The sequence below is a fragment of the Arcticibacter tournemirensis genome, from assembly GCF_006716645.1.
Lineage (GTDB): Bacteria > Bacteroidota > Bacteroidia > Sphingobacteriales > Sphingobacteriaceae > Arcticibacter > Arcticibacter tournemirensis.
Map to the genome: position 1 here is coordinate 3,849,175 of NZ_VFPL01000001.1, position 17,558 is coordinate 3,866,732.

Below are 17,558 nucleotides of genomic sequence, written 5' to 3' on the forward strand. Positions count from 1 at the left end.
AAACATACTTAGAGGGAGTGATTACATATACCAGTGGCTACATAAAAAAGAGTCTGCTTTTACTCGTGTTGCTGGTATCTTTCTTTGCAGAAAGTCGTGCTCAGGATTGTAATATTCCTATCATAGTCGATCTGAGAGCGTCGCCAAATATGTCCAAATCGTTCAAAACGAAACGAAATGGTGATTGTTGCGGGGACAAAAGCTGCGTTACTTTTAAAATATACCTGCACCCTGGTTCCGACCTGCTGAGTTTTGCTACGGATAAGATAACCGGAGCAGGCTTTTACTCTATTGATTGCGGCAGCTTAATACCCAGCGGCACAGCGGCTTGTTTATCGAAATCCAGTGACATAGTAATCATTACCTATTGTAAACCTGGAGGAGGGGATGAAGAAACTTATACAATAAAGACGTCCACTGAAGTAAGCGCTTCTGCTGATATCAACCTAAGGCAGGGATGTACGGGTGAAATGTCTGTAAACGGATTGCAGCCAGCCAATATAACATGGACGTCCATCTATCCGGGGGTTCAGGGGCAGTACAACTCTTATCTTAGCTGTACCTCCGGATGTCCGGCAACATACGTTACTCCCATGCCGGGAGCTCCGGCATATATCGACTATCAGGTCAGCGGGCCGGGCGCAGCGTGTGCCGGTACTAAAACAGATACAATCAGGGTCTATACCTCGCCACCTCTGACAGTCGCCATCGATCCTGCGAATCCGGCAATTTGTTCGGATGGATCCGGCAGTACGGTTTTAACTGCTGTAACCACAGGTGGTATCCCCCCGTTTACTTACACATGGAGCGATGGACAAAATACACCATCTATTACAGTTAATGCTGCCGGTAGTTATAGTGTAACGGTTCTTGATAATGCAACCAACTGTTCTCCGGTATCACAAAATGCCGAGGTAACGGCTATACCCACACCTACAGCGCCTGTTGTAGATGGAACCACTATTTGCAGTGGCAATACAGCTGTTCTAACGGCGACGTCTCCGGGTGGGACTTATCAATGGTTCAATTCAGCCTCAGGCGGCACCTTACTATCAACGGGCGACTCCTTTATAACACCCGTATTATCTGCTACTACAACGTACTACGTTCAAACTACAGTAAACGGATGTACAAGCCAGCGAACACCTGTTACTGTAAACGTCACTCCCGTTCCTGCAGCTCCCGTTGCGCAGGGCATGGCTATTTGCAGCAACAATGCGGTAACGCTATCGGCTACTTCCCCGGGCGGCATTTACCAATGGTTCGACTCCGCTTCCGGCGGAACCTTGCTCGGCGCCGGATCAGCTTTTACCACCCCTGTTTTAACCACTACTACCTCCTACTATGTACAAACTACTGTAAATAACTGTACCAGTCCCCGAACGAAGGTCACGGTCACCGTCAAACCGGTACCGCCAGCACCTTCTGCTACAGGGGCCTCAATCTGCAGCGGTAGTTCCGTAAAGCTCACAGCCACCGACCCGGGAGGAAACTATGCCTGGTTCAGCGCTTCAGAGGGAGGAGTACTATTGGCAACAACACCTGATTTTTTCACTCCAATTCTTACGTCGACAACGACCTACTACGTTCAAACTACCATTAACGGATGTACAAGCGCACGGTCGCCCGTCGCGGTTATTGTCAATCCCATACCACAAGCTCCGGCAGCAACCAACATAACCATTTGTCAGTATTCCGCAGCCACGCTCAGCGTCACGGATGCCGGAGAAATCTATAAGTGGTATGATGCGCCAGAGGATGGTAACCTGCTGGCAACAGGGAGCTCGTTCACCACACCTCCTTTGTCCAATACCACTACATATTATGTTGACGCAACATCGGCATCCGGTTGTACAGGAACAAGAACGGCTGTCACAGCAACTGTAAATTACCCCAAAAATCCGGCCTTTGTTTACGCGTCCGGAACATATTGCGTGTCGGGCATTGATCCAACACCTGCAATCATCGGTGGCGAAACAGGAACGTTCAGCGCCGGCCCCGGAGTGGTATTTACCGACCCAAACACAGGCGAAATCGACTTGAGTGCGAGTTTGCCAGGATTATATGAAATCACATTTATTGCAAATAACCCATGTGCTTATGCCAGCACCGTAAGTCTTACTATAACCAATGCTCCGGATGCGAGCTTTAATTATAACGGTTCTTATTGCAGGAAACAAAACAATGCGATACCGGCCTTTCCAGCAGGAAGCAGCGCCGGTACCTTCTCGGCATCACCAGCCGGACTCGTTTTCTTAAACGCAAGTACGGGAGAAATTGATTTGAACCTAAGCCAGGCAGGTACTTATACAATTACGAATCAAATAGCAGCTGCGAGTGGCTGTGCCGAAGCCTCTTTCTCACAAATTATCACCATCAATCCTGAATCCATTGCAGATGCCGGTCCGGATCAGACGATATGCTCGGGCAGTTCAGTCGTACTGAATGGGCAGATCGGTGGAAGTGCCACCAGTGGAAAGTGGTCGGGCGGACTTGGAACTTTTTCAGACCCCTTTGCGTTGAATGCTGTTTATACACCAGCAGCCGGAGAAACAAACGTTTATCTAACACTAACCGCCGACACCGGCCCTTGCGACGGGCAAAATAACACCATGAATCTCACCATCGAACCGACTCCGGTGATTACCAGTTCTCCTTCGCTGACTGTCTGCAATGACGAGCCTCTGCAATATACCATTACGAGCAGTGTTAGTGGAACCACCTTTACCTGGAGCCGTGCGTACGTTGCTGGCATAGATAACACCGCTATTGGAGGACAGACCAGCGGCGTTATTAATGAGATTTTGCATAACAGCACGCCCTTCCCCGTGGTGGTCAAATATGAGATTACCCCTGTAGCCGGTGTGTGTACAGGCGATGTTTTTATATACCAGGTCACTGTTAACCCCACTCCTACGGTTACCAGCAACACATCTATTACCGTCTGCAACGACGAATTGCAGAACTACACAATTACAGGAAGCGTAAGTAACACAACATTTATCTGGAACCGGGCGAATGTTGGCGGTATCAGTAATCCGCCAGTTACAGGACAACCCGGCGATAAAATCACGGAGACTCTGCATAATACAACTTCCTATCCTCTGATAGTTACATATGAGATCATCCCAATGGCAAACGGATGTGCAGGCGAGACTTTCCTTTACGAAGTTACCGTTAATCCCAGTCCTGTTGTCAGCAGCTCCTCTTCCGCGACAATTTGCAACGATCAGCCGCAGAATTATACCATTACCAGCGATGTCAGTAACACTACCTTCAGTTGGAGCCGCGCAGCAGTATCTGAGATTAGCAATCCCGCTGTTACAGGCCAAACCGGCAGTACCATAACAGAAACGCTCCACAATACTACAGTTTCTCCTGTCATTGTAAGCTACGAAATCACCCCAACTGCAAACGGATGTACGGGTGTTCCTTTTATTTATCAAGTCACCGTCAACCCCACTCCTACGGTTACCAGCAGCTCATCGGCAACCGTTTGCAACGATAAACCGCAAAACTATGCTATTACCGGAGGCAGCAGCAACACAACCTTCAGCTGGAGCCGCGCACACGTGCAGGGCATCAGTAACACAGCCGTTACAGGACGAATCAGCAGTGTAATCACAGAAACGCTGCACAATACCACAACCTCCCCTGTGATAGTCAGCTATGAGATCATCCCACGGGCAAACGGGTGTACCGGCGCTCCGTTTATATACAAAGTCACTGTCAATCCAACGCCTACGGTTACCAGCAGCTCATCCACGACAGTATGCAATGATGAAGCGCAGAATTACACCATTACCGGAGGCGTCAGTAACACAACCTTCAGCTGGAGCCGCGCAGAGGTTCCGGGGATCAGCAATCCCGCAGTTACAGGCCAACCGGGTGATATTATCACCGAAACGCTGCATAATATGATGGCCTCTCCGTTGACTGTCAGTTATGAGATCATACCGATGGCAAATGGCTGCTCCGGTAATCCATTTATCTATAAGGTTACAGTAAACCCTACGCCCACTGTAACCAGCAGTTCTTCTGTAACGGTATGTAATGACGAGCCACTGAATTATACTATTACCGGAAGCGTAAGCAACTCAACCTTCAGCTGGAGCCGCGCTGAAGCTGCCGGTATCAGCAATCCGGCTGTTACGGGTCAATCCGACGATACCATCACAGAAACGCTGCATAACAACACTAATTCTCCGGTTATTGTCAGCTATCAGATCATCCCAATGGCAAACGGGTGTACCGGAGATCCATTTATATATAGTGTGACAGTCAACCCCACACCAGGAGTAACGAGCAGTTTAGCTGCTATAGTGTGCAATGACGAACCGCAAAACTATATTATTACCGACGGTGTCAGCGGTACAAGCTTCACGTGGAGCCGGGCAGACGTCGCCGGTATCAGCAACCCCGCAGTCGCCGGACAAACAGGCAATGTTATTTCAGAAACTCTGCACAACAGCACCAATGCCCCGATTATTGTTAGCTACGAGATTACACCGCAGGCAAACGGGTGTACAGGTGATCCTTTTATTTATAAGGTCACCGTTAATCCCACTCCTACGATAAGCAGCAGTTCGTCTGTAATAGTGTGCAACGACGAACAGCAAAATTATACAATTACGAGCGACGTCAGCAACACGACCTTCAGCTGGAGCCGCGCAGCAGTTCCGGGGATCAGCAATCCGGCCGTTTCGGGTCAAACAGGAGGGATCATCGCAGAAACGCTCCATAACGACACAGACTCTCCGGTTATCGTCAGCTATGAAATCACCCCCATCCTAAATGGATGTGCAGGTAATGCTTTTGTTTATACCGTGACGGTAAACCCCACTCCTTCTGTCAGCAGCAGTTCATCGGCAACTATTTGCAATGACGATCCTCAAAACTATATTATCACCGCAGAAGTCAGCGGAACAAGTTTCAGCTGGAGCCGGGCAGATGTCGCGGGAATTAGCAATCCAGCGGTTTCCGGACAAACGGGCAATGTTATAACAGAAACCCTTCACAACAACACAACTTCTCCCATAACCGTCAGTTACCAGATCATTCCCACGGCAAACGGATGTACAGGTACCCCATTTACATATAATGTCACTGTTAACCCGACGCCCGTGGTTACCAGCAGCTCATCTGCTACTGTGTGCAGCGATGAGCAACAAAACTATATCATCGCAGGAGGGGTAACTAACACTGTCTTCACCTGGAGCCGCGCACAGGTTCCAGGTATCAGTAATGCAGCTACAGTGGGGCAAACCGGATCTGCGATCACCGAAACACTGCATAATACCACTGCCTCGCCGGTGGTTGTCAGCTATGAGGTTATCCCCACGGCAAACGGTTGCATCGGTGATCCGTTTATCTATATAGTGACCGTAAATCCCACTCCCGCAGTAACAAATACCGATCTTGTAAAAACGATTTGCTCGGGAGAGACCCTTCCGGCAGTAATTCTTACATCTGACGTACCGGGCACTACCTTTAGCTGGACAGCAACCACCTCCGGCGCAATTACTGGTTTTACCGGTAGCGGAAACGGAGATATTCCAGTTCAAACGATCAATAATACAAGCTCTGTGTCAGGCACGCTGACCTATAGTATTACTCCTTTCCATGACGGCTGCCAGGGAGTGACAAAAAACCTCGTAGTTGAGGTAAACCCTATCCCCGCGACGCCACTGGCTACCAGTAATTCACCGGTATGTGCCGGCTCGGTCCTTGTTCTGAGTACACCGGCTGTTGCAGGGGCAAGCTACTTATGGTCAGGGCCAAACGGCTTTGTGTCGAGCGAGCAGAACCCGGGCTTGCCGAACCTTTCATTAGCCGCAGCCGGAACTTATTCCGTACAGACAACGGTTAATGGTTGTACAAGTAGCGCCGGAACCACTGAGGTCACCGTGGTTCCTCTTCCTTCAACGCCCACTCCATTAAGCAACAGTCCAATATGCGCAGGCAGCACCCTTATACTGAGTACTACAGGCATCGCCGGAGCCTCATATAACTGGACAGGTCCCAACGGGTTCAGCTCCTCACTGCAAAATCCTGAGATAAACAATGCCACTTCTGCGGCGTCGGGAACTTACTCATTAACTGTAACGGTAAATGGCTGCCCCAGCGCTTCCGGCACAACAGACGTAGTAGTAAACCCAATACCTCCTGCTCCCCTTGCCGGCAGCAACAGTCCTCTTTGTGCAGGAAGCTCCTTAAGCTTACAAGCCGAACCTCTTACCGGCGCAACATACACATGGACCGGGCCGAATGGATTCTCATCCAACCTTCGGAATCCGGTTATCAACTCCGCCTCTTTAGCCGATGCGGGTACCTATTATGTAACAACAACCATTGCGGGTTGTACAGGGCCGGCTCAGGCTGTTACCGTAGTAATTAACACAACTCCAATTAACCCTGTGGTCACTGCCACCACTCCCGTTTGTGCAGGTGAAACCATTCATTTCGAAGCAACCGAATTTGCAGGGGCATTATATAACTGGACTGGTCCCGCGGGTTTCACATCCAGCCTTCGTAATCCGGAAATAAATAATGCCACACCTGGAGCAACCGGAACTTATAGTGTTATCATCAGCTCTCCCGGCTGCGGCATCAATATTACAAAAGAGGTTTTCGTAAAAGTGAATGAAACGCCCGCCTCCATAGCAGTAAGCAATAACGGCCCGGTGTGTGAGGGTGGGACAATAAGTCTGTCCGCGGCGAGCGTGCCGGGCGCATCTTATAACTGGACGGGTCCCAACGGGTTTATTTCGTCTTTACAAAACCCGGATGTCCTCAATGCAACAAGCTTAAATGCCGGCGCTTACCGGCTCTTCATAACCGTTGACGGTTGTCCGGGTCCGGTTTCTGAAACAATTGTGGTTATCAGTGAAGCCTCTGTTGTTTATGCCGGTTCTGATCAAACAGTATGTTCAGCGAGTCCTCTCGTTGCGCTTTATGGAACCATTTCGGGAGGAAGCTCTACTGGCGTATGGAGTACAAGTGGCAGCGGCACATTTCCCCAGGGTAATACCAGTTTAAAGGGAACTTACTCACCTTCTACAGCCGACGTAATTTCGGGAAGCATCAAACTAACGCTTACTTCAACCAATAATAAATGTAATGCAGTTGCCTCCTCTTTTATGGTCACTATACAGGCGACACCGGTGATTGCAGCAGGCCCCGATCAGGAAGTATGTTCGGATAATCCAGATGTAAGATTAAACGGCAGTGTAAACACACCATATGGAGCCATTTGGAGCAGTTCGGGTACCGGACGTTTCAGCCCCTCAAATGCCGATTTAAACGCCAACTATCTACCTGGCAGGGAAGATATTTCGGCCGGTAACGTCACACTGCGGCTATCCTCTACGGGCAATGGTGCTTGTTCCGTTGTTTCAGATGAACTGAACATCAGCATAATTCGCCCCCCTGCGATCACCCCCATTGCAGACATCTACATTTTTGAAGATGAGAGCGTGGTTTTAGAGCCTCAGGTTAGCGGAGAAAACCTCGAATACAGTTGGGCTCCATTTAATTATCTTAGCGATTCCACGATCAGAAACCCCTCAGTGAAGGGCGTTGAAGATATTACTTATACGTTGACAGTGAAAGGAAGAGCCGGCTGCGTTGAAACAAGCCAGATTTCCGTCAAAGTTTTAAAACCAATAAAGATACCCAATACCTTCACTCCCAATAATGATGGAGTGAATGATGTCTTTAATATCCGGGAGCTAGACGACTACCCGGGTGTGTCGGTTACCATTTTTAACCGTTACGGTTCAAAACTGTTCTCTTCGCAAGGTTACGACAGTCCCTGGGATGGTACCCACAACGGAAATCCTGTACCCACAGGCGTTTACTATTATGTAATTGATATACCCGTTTATAATAAGACCCTGTCTGGTTATATTACTGTCATTAAATGAAAATACAGCCCTGTCACGGAGCAAACAATTTTATCGCTTAAAGTATTATTTATAAATTAGCCTGATAAATTATTGAAGGATCTATTGAATAAAATGCAGTCGCTGGCAAAACAAATATTTGTTTTTCTTTTCCTCTTCATCATACTTGAAAGGGCTGGTGTTTCTGTAGTTTCAACGCTCATCTCCAGCACCACGGTTAATAATGAACTTATTAACGCGGAAGCAGAAAATACAGCAAAGGAAGCCGAAAGCATTAAGGATTCTTCATTAAAAGAGTACTGGACCTGCTGCCTGCTTTATCGGGTACCCGATCCTTTGCTGCCTTATAAACAAAAAGTCCATATCTCTAAAGAGGAGATTTACGCACTTCTATTCTTTCCATCCATCCCAACGCCACCTCCGGACTTTTGTTAGACTGCCTTTTCACGGGTTCGTATTTACGGCTACCCATGATGACCATTTAACAATATCTGTATTTACTATATTATTTTAATTATGAACTTATTCAGTTTTAAAAGCACTGCAGTTTTTGCATTTGCCCTTTTATTTATGAACACAAACGCATCTGCACAGGCTAAAAAAGCCGACGACTCAGAGCTAAAAAAGGAGATTACACCTTTAACAAATTCCTTGTCTTATATTTCTAAGCTTCAGCCTTTATCCTTCAGATACAGCCCGGAGCAAATAAGTAAACTAAACCTTCCTGCAGGACAGCAATATGGGTTCCTCTCTGAAGATGTGCAGAAGGTAATTCCGGGAATCGTTAAAAGCGAAAACAAAATGATTCCCCGCGGGAAAAATGCTTTTCGCACCGTAGAAATGAAGAACGTGGATCTCGAAAGCCTGATCCCTATGCTGGTTGGCTCCATACAGGAACAACAGGCGGAGATTGAAAAACTCAAAAGCGAGCTTCAATCGCTGAAGTCGATGGCTGCTGCGGACAGCAACGCACCATGATTTTCCAATATATGTTTTTAGTTTAGTTGCTTAATGGAGGGTCGATGGCCCTCCATTGTTTTTAGCCTTCGTAAAAATCCTGCAGGGCGCCGAAATAGGATGTATCCCATCCTGCAATAATATCTTCGTAATCGTTATCCGGGATATTGGTGTGCCGCAATTCAACCGATGTACCGCTCTTATGAGCATGTAGTTTTATAGTAACGATAGACTCCTCTGCCTGATCACCGAAATACCACTGCTGTACAATTTTTTTCCCTTCTTCAAATTCAAGGTTTTTTCCTGATATACTTCCTTCCCACAATGAAAACTCCGAACCAGGAACTGTAGACATCTCCGCCTCTTCACCTGTCCAGAGATGAATCGTAGGAGGATTAGTTAAAGCGAGATATACTTCTTCAGGAGACGCTGTAATGATATAATATTTTTTGTAATCCTTCATGTGTCACTGATCCGGAATTAAGTTTCCGGCATCGATTATTAAATATAGAGGTTAAAAATAGGAAGCTTCACTTAATAATCCGCATTTATCTTTCTAAAGCAATACTTTATCGTAGCATCCTCCCCCTGAAAGTCCGATTTCCGACGCCAGTTAAAAACATATTAATCCATCTTGCAGTTTATATGCCTACGGGTTTAAAAATACACAGCCCCCTTACAGATACATATGATAGAAACAAAAGAACAAAAGAGAGAAGCGAATGCATTTTACAGGGAGGCGCTGGAAATGCTTCATGCAACAGGCGCAAATTTTATGCTGGGAGGTGCGTTTGCATTATTTAAATATACAGGGCTTTACAGGGACACCAAAGACCTCGACGTTTTTTGCAAACCCAGTGAGTACCCTAAAATCTTGAAATTTTTTGCAGAAAAAGGCTATGAAACACAGCTGACAGATGTAAGATGGCTGGCAAAAGTATTTAAGGGGGAATATTTTATCGATATAATCTTCGACACAGTAAATAACATTTGTACAGTTGACGACACGTGGTACGAGCGCGCCACCGAGGGAGAGTTTGCGGGAATCCCGGTGAAATTCATATCGGCAGAAGAACTGATCTGGTGTAAGATATATGTGCAGAACCGCGAACGCTACGACAGTGCGGATATCAATCATACTCTTCTCAAATATGGTAAGCAGCTCGACTGGAAGCACCTGCTATTCAGGGTCGATCAGCACTGGCATTTGTTGCTGGCCCAAATCCTCATATTTCAGTTCGTATATCCGGCTGATTATCACGACATCATACCTAAATGGCTTTTCGACGAGTTGATGAAGCGGGCAAACGAACAATATGATATTCCGGGTGCTGTAGAAAAAGTATGCAGGGGACCAATTATTGACCAAACACAATATAAGGTCGATATAAAAGAATGGGATTATAAAGTTACTACGATTAAAACAGTTTGATATGGAAGATCAGAATAAAAAAATACGTATCGCTGCAGTAGGAGACGTTCACGTAAGAGAGTCGGATAAAGGGAAATGGATAGAATACTTCAAGAGGGTATCTCAGGAGGCTGATGTGCTCCTGATTTGCGGAGATCTTACTGATACCGGCGACGAAGGCGAAGCACAGGTACTGGCCGAAGAGCTGAAGGCATGTTCTATTCCTGTTGTTGGCGTACTCGGCAATCACGACTATGAAAAAGGCAGGCATAAACTCATCCGGCAGATCCTTCAGAACAACAACATGTCTGTTCTTGATGGAGAAGCGCTGGTTATACATGGCATTGGTTTCGCAGGTGTAAAAGGTTTTGGAGGGGGGTTTGACGGACACATGCTATCGATGTTTGGAGAAGGAGCCATGAAAGCCTTTGTGCAGGAAGCTGTAGATGAAGCGCTTCACCTTGACAGGGCCCTTGCACGCCTGGATCAGGAACATGAAAACATAAAAAAAGTAGCGATCCTGCATTATGCACCCATTAAAGATACGGTGATAGGCGAACCTGAGCAGATCTTCCCATTTCTCGGTTCATCGAGACTGGCAGAACCTTTGAGTCGTAGAAATGTGGTGGCTGCATTCCACGGGCATGCGCACGTGGGGCAACTCGAAGGCGCAACCTCTAGTGGCGTAAAGGTGTATAATGTGGCAAAGCAGATTCTTATGAAGGCTGGATACGAATTCCCGTTCTATATATTCGAAGTATAAGGGCAGCGTTAATTTGCTATCCAACAGTTGCTATCTCCAAATCGAAATCCCGTCGAAATACAATAGTTTTTGTATATTGGTAAAAGTTGGTTTACATCAGCCTTTATCGGGCTACTATTGTATTAAGCCTCTGTTATAGTATATTACCGGCAACGGGTACACCAGGAACATTATTTGAATACGCGAACACGATGCAGATCACTTTACTCCGGTTCATTTTAAAAAGTTTTGTCATTATAGCGCTGGTTCTGCTTCTGAGCTTTTTCATCTTCTACTTTTGCATATACTCAGGTTTTTTTGGAAAAATCCCTTCAGAAAATGAGTTAAAAAGTAAGCAAAACAGTATAGCCTCAGAATTGTACACAGCCGACAGTGTGTTGATCGGAAGATACTATATTCAGGATCGCAAGAATGTTCGGTTTGAAGAAATCTCCAAACACGTCATTTCTGCACTGGTTGCAACGGAAGATGCCCGTTTTTACAAGCATAATGGAGTAGATGTCCGTAGCCTGGCCCGTGTCTTTTTCAAAACCTTCCTCGCTGGCGACGAACAGTCGGGCGGAGGCAGCACATTAAGCCAGCAGCTGGCTAAGAACCTTTATCCCCGGCAGAGACAGCCCTTTCTTAGCACTCCGATCAACAAGATCAAGGAAATGATCATTGCACAACGCATAGAATCGATCTATTCGAAAAAGGAAGTCCTCGAGCTATACCTGAACACTGTACCCATGGGAGGAAATATTTACGGTATAGAACGGGCCTCCGAAGTGTATTTCGGCAAAGCCGCAATGGGACTAAAAATCGAAGAAGCCGCTGTACTGGTTGGGATGCTTAAAGCAAACACAACGTACAATCCCGCTTACTATCCTACCCGCTCGCTCGAACGCCGTAACTTCGTGATAGATCAAATGGTTAAATACAACTATCTTGACAATAGTTCAGCCGATTCAATCAAAAACCTCCCTCTAAAACTAAACCTTAAAAGGAGAACGGTCTATGCCGGTATCGCGCCCTATTTTAGCGAGCAGCTGCGGCTTGAGCTTGTTAAGTGGTGCCAAAGCCAGATAAAAGCAGATGGGGAGCCGTATAACCTGTATACCGACGGGCTGAAAATATATACAACGATCGATTCACGGATCCAAAGGGAGGCTGAAAAAGCGGTAAAATCTCAAATGTCGCGACTTCAATACCTTTTTAACCAACATTGGAAAGGGCGGAACCTATGGCGCAATAACGGATCTGTTATTCAAACGGCGATGCAGCAGTCGCTTCGTTATAAACGACTTAAGGAGGCAGGCAAATCAAGTCAGGAAATCCGCGAAATATTTAATACACCAGTAAAGATGACGGTGTTTACCTGGGCTGGGAATAAGAAACGAACAACGAGCCCTCTGGATTCTATCAAGTATTACCAGTCTTTATTAAATACCGGCTTGCTTTCAATAGAGCCGGGGACGGGCTATATCAGAGCCTGGGTAGGTGGAATAAACCACCAGTTTTTTAAATACGACCACGTGCTATCCAGGCGGCAGGCTGGTTCAACTTTCAAACCGGTAGTATATGCCGCAGCTCTTGAAAAAGGTATCAATCCATGCAGATACTTCCCCAATGTAAGAATCTCCTATCCTCAGTTTGAAAACTGGTCGCCACAAAATTCAGATAACCAGTATGGAGGAAAGTATACTATGCGCGGGGCCCTGTCCCACTCTGTTAACACTGTGTCCACTCAAATACTTATACGTACGGGTATCAAGCCTGCTATAGCCTTAGCAAGGAGGATGGGGATAGAAAGCGATATTCCGGAAGTGCCCTCCATTGCACTCGGAACCGCGGCCCTTTCACTGTTTGAAATGGTAAAAGCGTATACAACATTCTCAAACAGCGGCAAGGCAATAGAACCTATATATATCACCTCAATTACTGATCAAAAAAACATGATACTGCTTCAGAGGAATCATGCTGTTTCGCACCAGGCGATATCGCCGCAGAACGCAGCGATAATGATCGATTTTCTCAAAGGCGCAGTAGATGAAGGAAGCGCTGTACGGTTAAGAACTAAATATGGGCTTAGCATGGAGATAGCCGGTAAAACAGGTACGACTCAGAATCAGGCAGACGGGTGGTTTATAGGTATTACCCCCGACCTTGTAACAGGAGTATGGGTAGGCGCAGAAAACCCGGCAGTTCACTTCAGAACGCTGGAGGCCGGCCAGGGAGCAAGTACAGCCCTTCCGGTATGGGCCCACTTTATGCTTAACCTAAGTAAAAAAGACGATTTTGCAGGATATCGTTCCAGTCGGTTTGATGCATTACCACGCGACTTGCAGGCGAGGTTAGACTGCCCCCCCTTCGTTCGCGAAGAAGTGAAAGAAGAACCACCTAAAAAGAAAGAATCCTTCTTTAAAAGGATCTTAAAAAAGGGGCTAAACCTATTTAAAAAGAAAAAAAAGAATGAAAGTAACGACATTTAGCGTCAGCTTTCTGCAGGCAGGGAAAAACAGAAAGTAGCCCCTTTCCCGGGAATGCTTTCTGCCCATATTCTTCCGCCGTGTCCATGTATTATTTTAGAAGAGATATAAAGCCCCATTCCCAGTCCTGAATACTTTTGTATCACTTCGGCATCTCTGAAAAACTTCTCAAATATCTTTTCAAGGTTTCCGTCCGATATACCAATACCTTTATCAGATACCGCTATAATAGCATGGTTATCCTCATTACAATATGTTTTTAATTCGATAAGGCTTTCAGAGGACGAGTATTTTGCTGCATTACCTATAATATTCGAAAGCACCTGTTCTATCCTAAGTTTGTCGAGCTTCAGATTTATCGGGCAGTTTAACTCCCATCTTATCTTGTGGTTTGGTATAGAAAGCTTTATTTGTGACAAAGTCTCATTCAAATAGGCGTCGAGATCTACAAGCTCCAGCCTATAGTCAAACTTACCAGCTTCAATCTTTGATACATCCAGAAGCTGCTGGATAAGAAAGGTAAGCTTCGATGACTGAGCTTCTATTTTACTCAGATATGCCTGGATGAGTGGAGGGCATTGCCCTTTGCTCGTTGAAAGGGCTAATTGAGCATACGCTTTAATAATCGTGACCGGCGTTTTCAGCTCATGACTTGCAATAGAAATAAACTCGGTTTTCTGCTCATTAATAATCTTAGTTTGCCTTAACTCTTCATCTTTTTCCTCCGCAATCTGATTGAGGTGGCTGTTTTTCCGTTTTATTTCCTCGTAAGGCGTATATGGCTCCTCCTCATTAAAGAAATGAATGAGAACGCTAATTTTCGCATTGTTAATACCAGAGGAACGGGGAAGGCCAATCTTCAGTTCGATCGTCGTCCGCCCGTCTATCGTATGAATACCCAGATGGGGTAAAAGTTTCTGTGCGTACAAAAAGCCGTCATCGGAAGAATTATAGACGATATCTTCTCCAAAACTGATTTGGGCCGCTAAAGAATATCTGATCTCCTCCCTGACGAGGCCAATAGAAAGCACTCCTGTATCGGTTTTTTCGATGATACCCCTGCATATTTCAGAAACAGCGGTGGCAAATGTTGTCTGAGTTGAAATAGTAAGATTAAGCCGTTCTGCTACCCTTATTGCTTTCTTATAAGCAAGAATAAGGTCCATCTCATTCTCCAGGGTAACTTTAACAAGTTCTGTCATTTCATGAAGTGATTTTTGCGACAACCACAGACATATCATCCGTCTTGCGCGCATAGTCTTTATAGAGAGCTGCGGCGAGAACAGAAAGATCGTATTTATTAATCGAAGGAAACTTCGGCTCCCATCTGGTTTTTAGACCGTCTGAGCAAAGAATCATTTGCTGAAAATCTTCAGAGCTAAATTCCTGTTCCTTCATCGAATTTGGAATATTGTGACCCATAATACCATTGTATGACATGTAGTTGCGGTATCCAAGAGGATTAAGCAACTTCGTCGAAATATTACCTATACCGGCAATACTCCATCTTTTACTTTTAAAATTAAATAAAGCCACTGTTCCTACTATTCCTCGTGTCTTTTTTATAGAGGTATGAATATACTGAATAATTTCGACTGGTGAATTAGCCGGGCAAGCCTTAAATGCATTGACAGCCTCGTTTACAGCCCTGTTAGCCTCCGGCCCATGTCCTAAACCATCGGCAACAAGAAGTTTTAAACTTTCACCGCTGATCTTATAATAACTCCCGTCGCCGCTTAAAGTTTCACCTGGTTTGGCAACAATCACTGACCGAATATCAACCGGGGGTCTCTTTGAATTCAACAAACTTTTCTTATAAACCCTGCTCAGAGCAATAGTGCCCCAGCCTTTCTGACTGTAAAGATCAAACTTATCTGATAAGCGTTTGATACTACCCAGTCCGTGCCCGAGTGTATTGGTAGACGATATGCCGTCATTTATCATTCTAATGGGGTCGGACATTCCCGGACCGTTGTCGATACTGATAATTTCAACATACTCGTCGTCATCGCTGAAATTCCCAAAGAGAATCTCACCACCAGTTGCATGTTTAAAAAGATTAGAAGTCATTTCCGAAACGATGATATCTATTTCCCCAATCTTCTTCTCACTATACCCGGATTCCAGTACCCTTGCGTGTATTTCCTTTTTCAATATTGAGAAATAACTTCTGTCGTCGGCCCGAAAACTTACGTGTGTGGCATTAACCATTAGCCCATTTAATTATAGATACTGTAGTTCCCTTACCCGATTCACTCTTAATGTCAAATTCACTTACAAGCCGCCTGGCTCCAGGTAAACCAAGGCCCAGACTTTTCCCTGTCGAGAAACCATCCTTCATCGCCATTGATATATCTGCTATACCAGGGCCCTTATCTTTAAATACCAGCCTGATACCGGTGTCGCGTCCTTTGGAAACAATTTCTATCAGAACCTCTCCCCCGTTAGCATACTTTAACATATTTCTCACCAACTCACTCGCTGCAGTTATAAGCTTGGTTTGATTTACTAATCCCATCTTTATCTTCACCGCCTTTTCTTTCACACGGTTACGAAAGGGAACGACGTCCTGATCTCTGACGATATACATGATATCTTTAGACAGCGGAATAATCATTCTGAATGGATTCTATCGTCATCTTCCTCTTCCCCTTCGTCATCTTCGTCCAATTGAATCATTGAATTCAATAAATTCATTCCTCTCTCGACATTTAAGGCGGTATAAACACCTTTGAGCGGAAGGCCTAATTCAATGAGTGTAATCGCTACTGCGGGCTGCATACCCACAACCACGGTTTCTGCGTCCAGAATCTTCGACATGCTGGCTATATTTCCGATAATCCGACCCATAAAAGAATCGACAATAGCCACTGCCGAAATATCAATAAGTACTCCTCTCGCGCCGGTTTTATTAACCATTTGAACAAGATCGGCTTCAAGACTGAGAGCGAGCCTGTCGTATAAATCAACCTGAATGGTAACCAGCAAAAATGGCCCCATCTTCAGAATAGGTATCTTTTCCATTAATCTTAACGGCTTACTTTTTCTTTAACAACTTTTCTTACCTCAAGGTTCAAATTAGTAAAGGCAAAACGCAAAGCGCTGGCAAGAGAAGCCTTAGTGATAATATTAGAAAGATCAATACCAAGGTGAACAATTGTTTGTGCAATTTCCGGCCTTATACCACTGATGATACATTCAGCCCCCATAAGTCGCGTAGCGCTTACCGTTTTAATTAAATGTTGCGCTACGAGTGAATCGACAGCCGGCACTCCGGAAATATCAAGAATGGCAATGCTGCTGCCGGTTTCAACAATTTCCTGCAACAGATTTTCCATAACGATCTGGGTGCGGGCGCTGTCCAGCGTCCCGATAATAGGTAAGGCCAATATTCCGTCCCATACCCTGATTACAGGCGTAGATATTTCAGCAATTTCATCAGTTTGCCTCAGAATAACTTCTTCGCGTCCTTTTATGAAAGTTTCAAACATTACGATGCTGAAGCTATCCAGTAACTTGCTAATCTTTAAGCTTTCTGAGTACAATTTTTGGGTGTCGTTCTGATAAATATCCTGTAACACAGAAAGCAGTGCATCTTTAAGTCCCAAGACAAACAGACCTGTTTCACGGGGACTAAAGCCCTGTCGTGCCCTTGTTATCGTTATCCCGGCAAGTATTTCCAGGACCGGATCAAAGTCAGATGAGTAAACATTGTTTAGGTTATCCTCATTAAGAGTTGAAACTAAAATATCTACCAGCTCTTCCGAAGAACCTCTCAGTTCCTCGTTACTGATAAGATCTTCTCGCAGTCCTTCATCTGCAAGCTGGCTGTTTACCCAAAGTTCCAGGATCTGTGTTTTCTTTTTCTCAAAAATATTCATAGTTCTTTTTGTGTTTATTTAATTCCAGTATAAGATCAAACTATCCTCTATATACCAACCTAATCCTCATTTCTACATCAAAACGCTTATAGCTGTTAGCCGTCATTTAACATCCTTTCATAGATGCTCATTCCTTTTCAAAATACCCCGGTTTCAAGACGAACCTTATACGGT

12 protein-coding genes are annotated in these 17,558 nt (G+C 45.4%); 6 read left to right on the forward strand and 6 right to left on the reverse strand.

Going from position 1 to position 17,558, the window contains the following annotated elements; genetic code table 11:
- Positions 1-17 precede the first annotated feature (17 nt).
- The 3 genes from BDE36_RS16220 to BDE36_RS16230 all read left to right on the forward strand — a co-directional run bounded on the left by BDE36_RS16220 (position 18) and on the right by BDE36_RS16230 (position 8,882).
- A complete protein-coding gene (locus BDE36_RS16220; protein WP_141815693.1) occupies positions 18-7,925 on the forward strand; it encodes a PKD-like domain-containing protein in 7,908 nt (2,635 codons plus the stop codon).
- A gap of 72 nt (positions 7,926-7,997) precedes the next feature.
- Positions 7,998-8,339, forward strand: coding sequence for a hypothetical protein (locus BDE36_RS16225; protein WP_141815694.1), 342 nt, complete (start codon positions 7,998-8,000; stop codon positions 8,337-8,339).
- Positions 8,340-8,474: 135 nt separating this feature from the next.
- Positions 8,475-8,882: a tail fiber domain-containing protein gene (locus BDE36_RS16230; RefSeq protein ID WP_161987653.1), complete on the forward strand. Its 408-nt coding sequence runs from the start codon at positions 8,475-8,477 to the stop codon at positions 8,880-8,882.
- A 61-nt stretch (positions 8,883-8,943) separates the two neighbouring features.
- Here the strand turns inward: BDE36_RS16230 and BDE36_RS16235 are convergent, their stop codons facing one another.
- Complete coding sequence (locus tag BDE36_RS16235) at positions 8,944-9,324, reverse strand: SRPBCC domain-containing protein (protein WP_128771410.1); 381 nt, start codon at positions 9,322-9,324, stop codon at positions 8,944-8,946.
- Positions 9,325-9,549: 225 nt separating this feature from the next.
- Here BDE36_RS16235 and BDE36_RS16240 point away from each other — a divergent pair, with 225 nt between their 5' ends.
- The 3 genes from BDE36_RS16240 to BDE36_RS16250 all read left to right on the forward strand — a co-directional run bounded on the left by BDE36_RS16240 (position 9,550) and on the right by BDE36_RS16250 (position 13,506).
- Positions 9,550-10,293 (forward strand): nucleotidyltransferase, encoded by a 744-nt coding sequence (locus BDE36_RS16240; RefSeq protein WP_141815696.1) that lies wholly within the window; start codon positions 9,550-9,552, stop codon positions 10,291-10,293.
- Between the two features lies 1 nt (position 10,294).
- Positions 10,295-11,035: a metallophosphoesterase family protein gene (locus tag BDE36_RS16245; protein ID WP_141815697.1), complete on the forward strand. Its 741-nt coding sequence runs from the start codon at positions 10,295-10,297 to the stop codon at positions 11,033-11,035.
- Between the two features lie 191 nt (positions 11,036-11,226).
- Positions 11,227-13,506, forward strand: a complete 2,280-nt coding sequence (locus BDE36_RS16250; RefSeq protein ID WP_141815698.1) for a penicillin-binding protein 1A — start codon at positions 11,227-11,229, stop codon at positions 13,504-13,506.
- A gap of 2 nt (positions 13,507-13,508) precedes the next feature.
- Here BDE36_RS16250 and BDE36_RS16255 read toward each other — a convergent pair whose 3' ends face one another.
- The 5 genes from BDE36_RS16255 to BDE36_RS16275 are packed head-to-tail and all read right to left on the reverse strand — an operon-like array spanning position 13,509 to position 17,384.
- Positions 13,509-14,705: a sensor histidine kinase gene (locus BDE36_RS16255; protein ID WP_161987654.1), complete on the reverse strand. Its 1,197-nt coding sequence runs from the start codon at positions 14,703-14,705 to the stop codon at positions 13,509-13,511.
- 1 nt (position 14,706) lies between these two features.
- Positions 14,707-15,714, reverse strand: a complete 1,008-nt coding sequence (locus BDE36_RS16260; RefSeq protein WP_141815700.1) for an ATP-binding protein — start codon at positions 15,712-15,714, stop codon at positions 14,707-14,709.
- Complete coding sequence (locus tag BDE36_RS16265; protein ID WP_202618191.1) at positions 15,707-16,120, reverse strand: anti-sigma regulatory factor; 414 nt, start codon at positions 16,118-16,120, stop codon at positions 15,707-15,709. Before BDE36_RS16265 ends, BDE36_RS16260 begins: the two co-directional genes overlap by 8 nt.
- Positions 16,117-16,527, reverse strand: coding sequence for an STAS domain-containing protein (locus BDE36_RS16270; RefSeq protein ID WP_141815701.1), 411 nt, complete (start codon positions 16,525-16,527; stop codon positions 16,117-16,119). Before BDE36_RS16270 ends, BDE36_RS16265 begins: the two co-directional genes overlap by 4 nt.
- Positions 16,528-16,532: 5 nt before the next feature.
- On the reverse strand, positions 16,533-17,384 hold the full coding sequence (locus BDE36_RS16275; RefSeq protein WP_141815702.1) for an STAS domain-containing protein: 852 nt from the start codon (positions 17,382-17,384) through the stop codon (positions 16,533-16,535).
- Positions 17,385-17,558 lie beyond the last annotated feature (174 nt).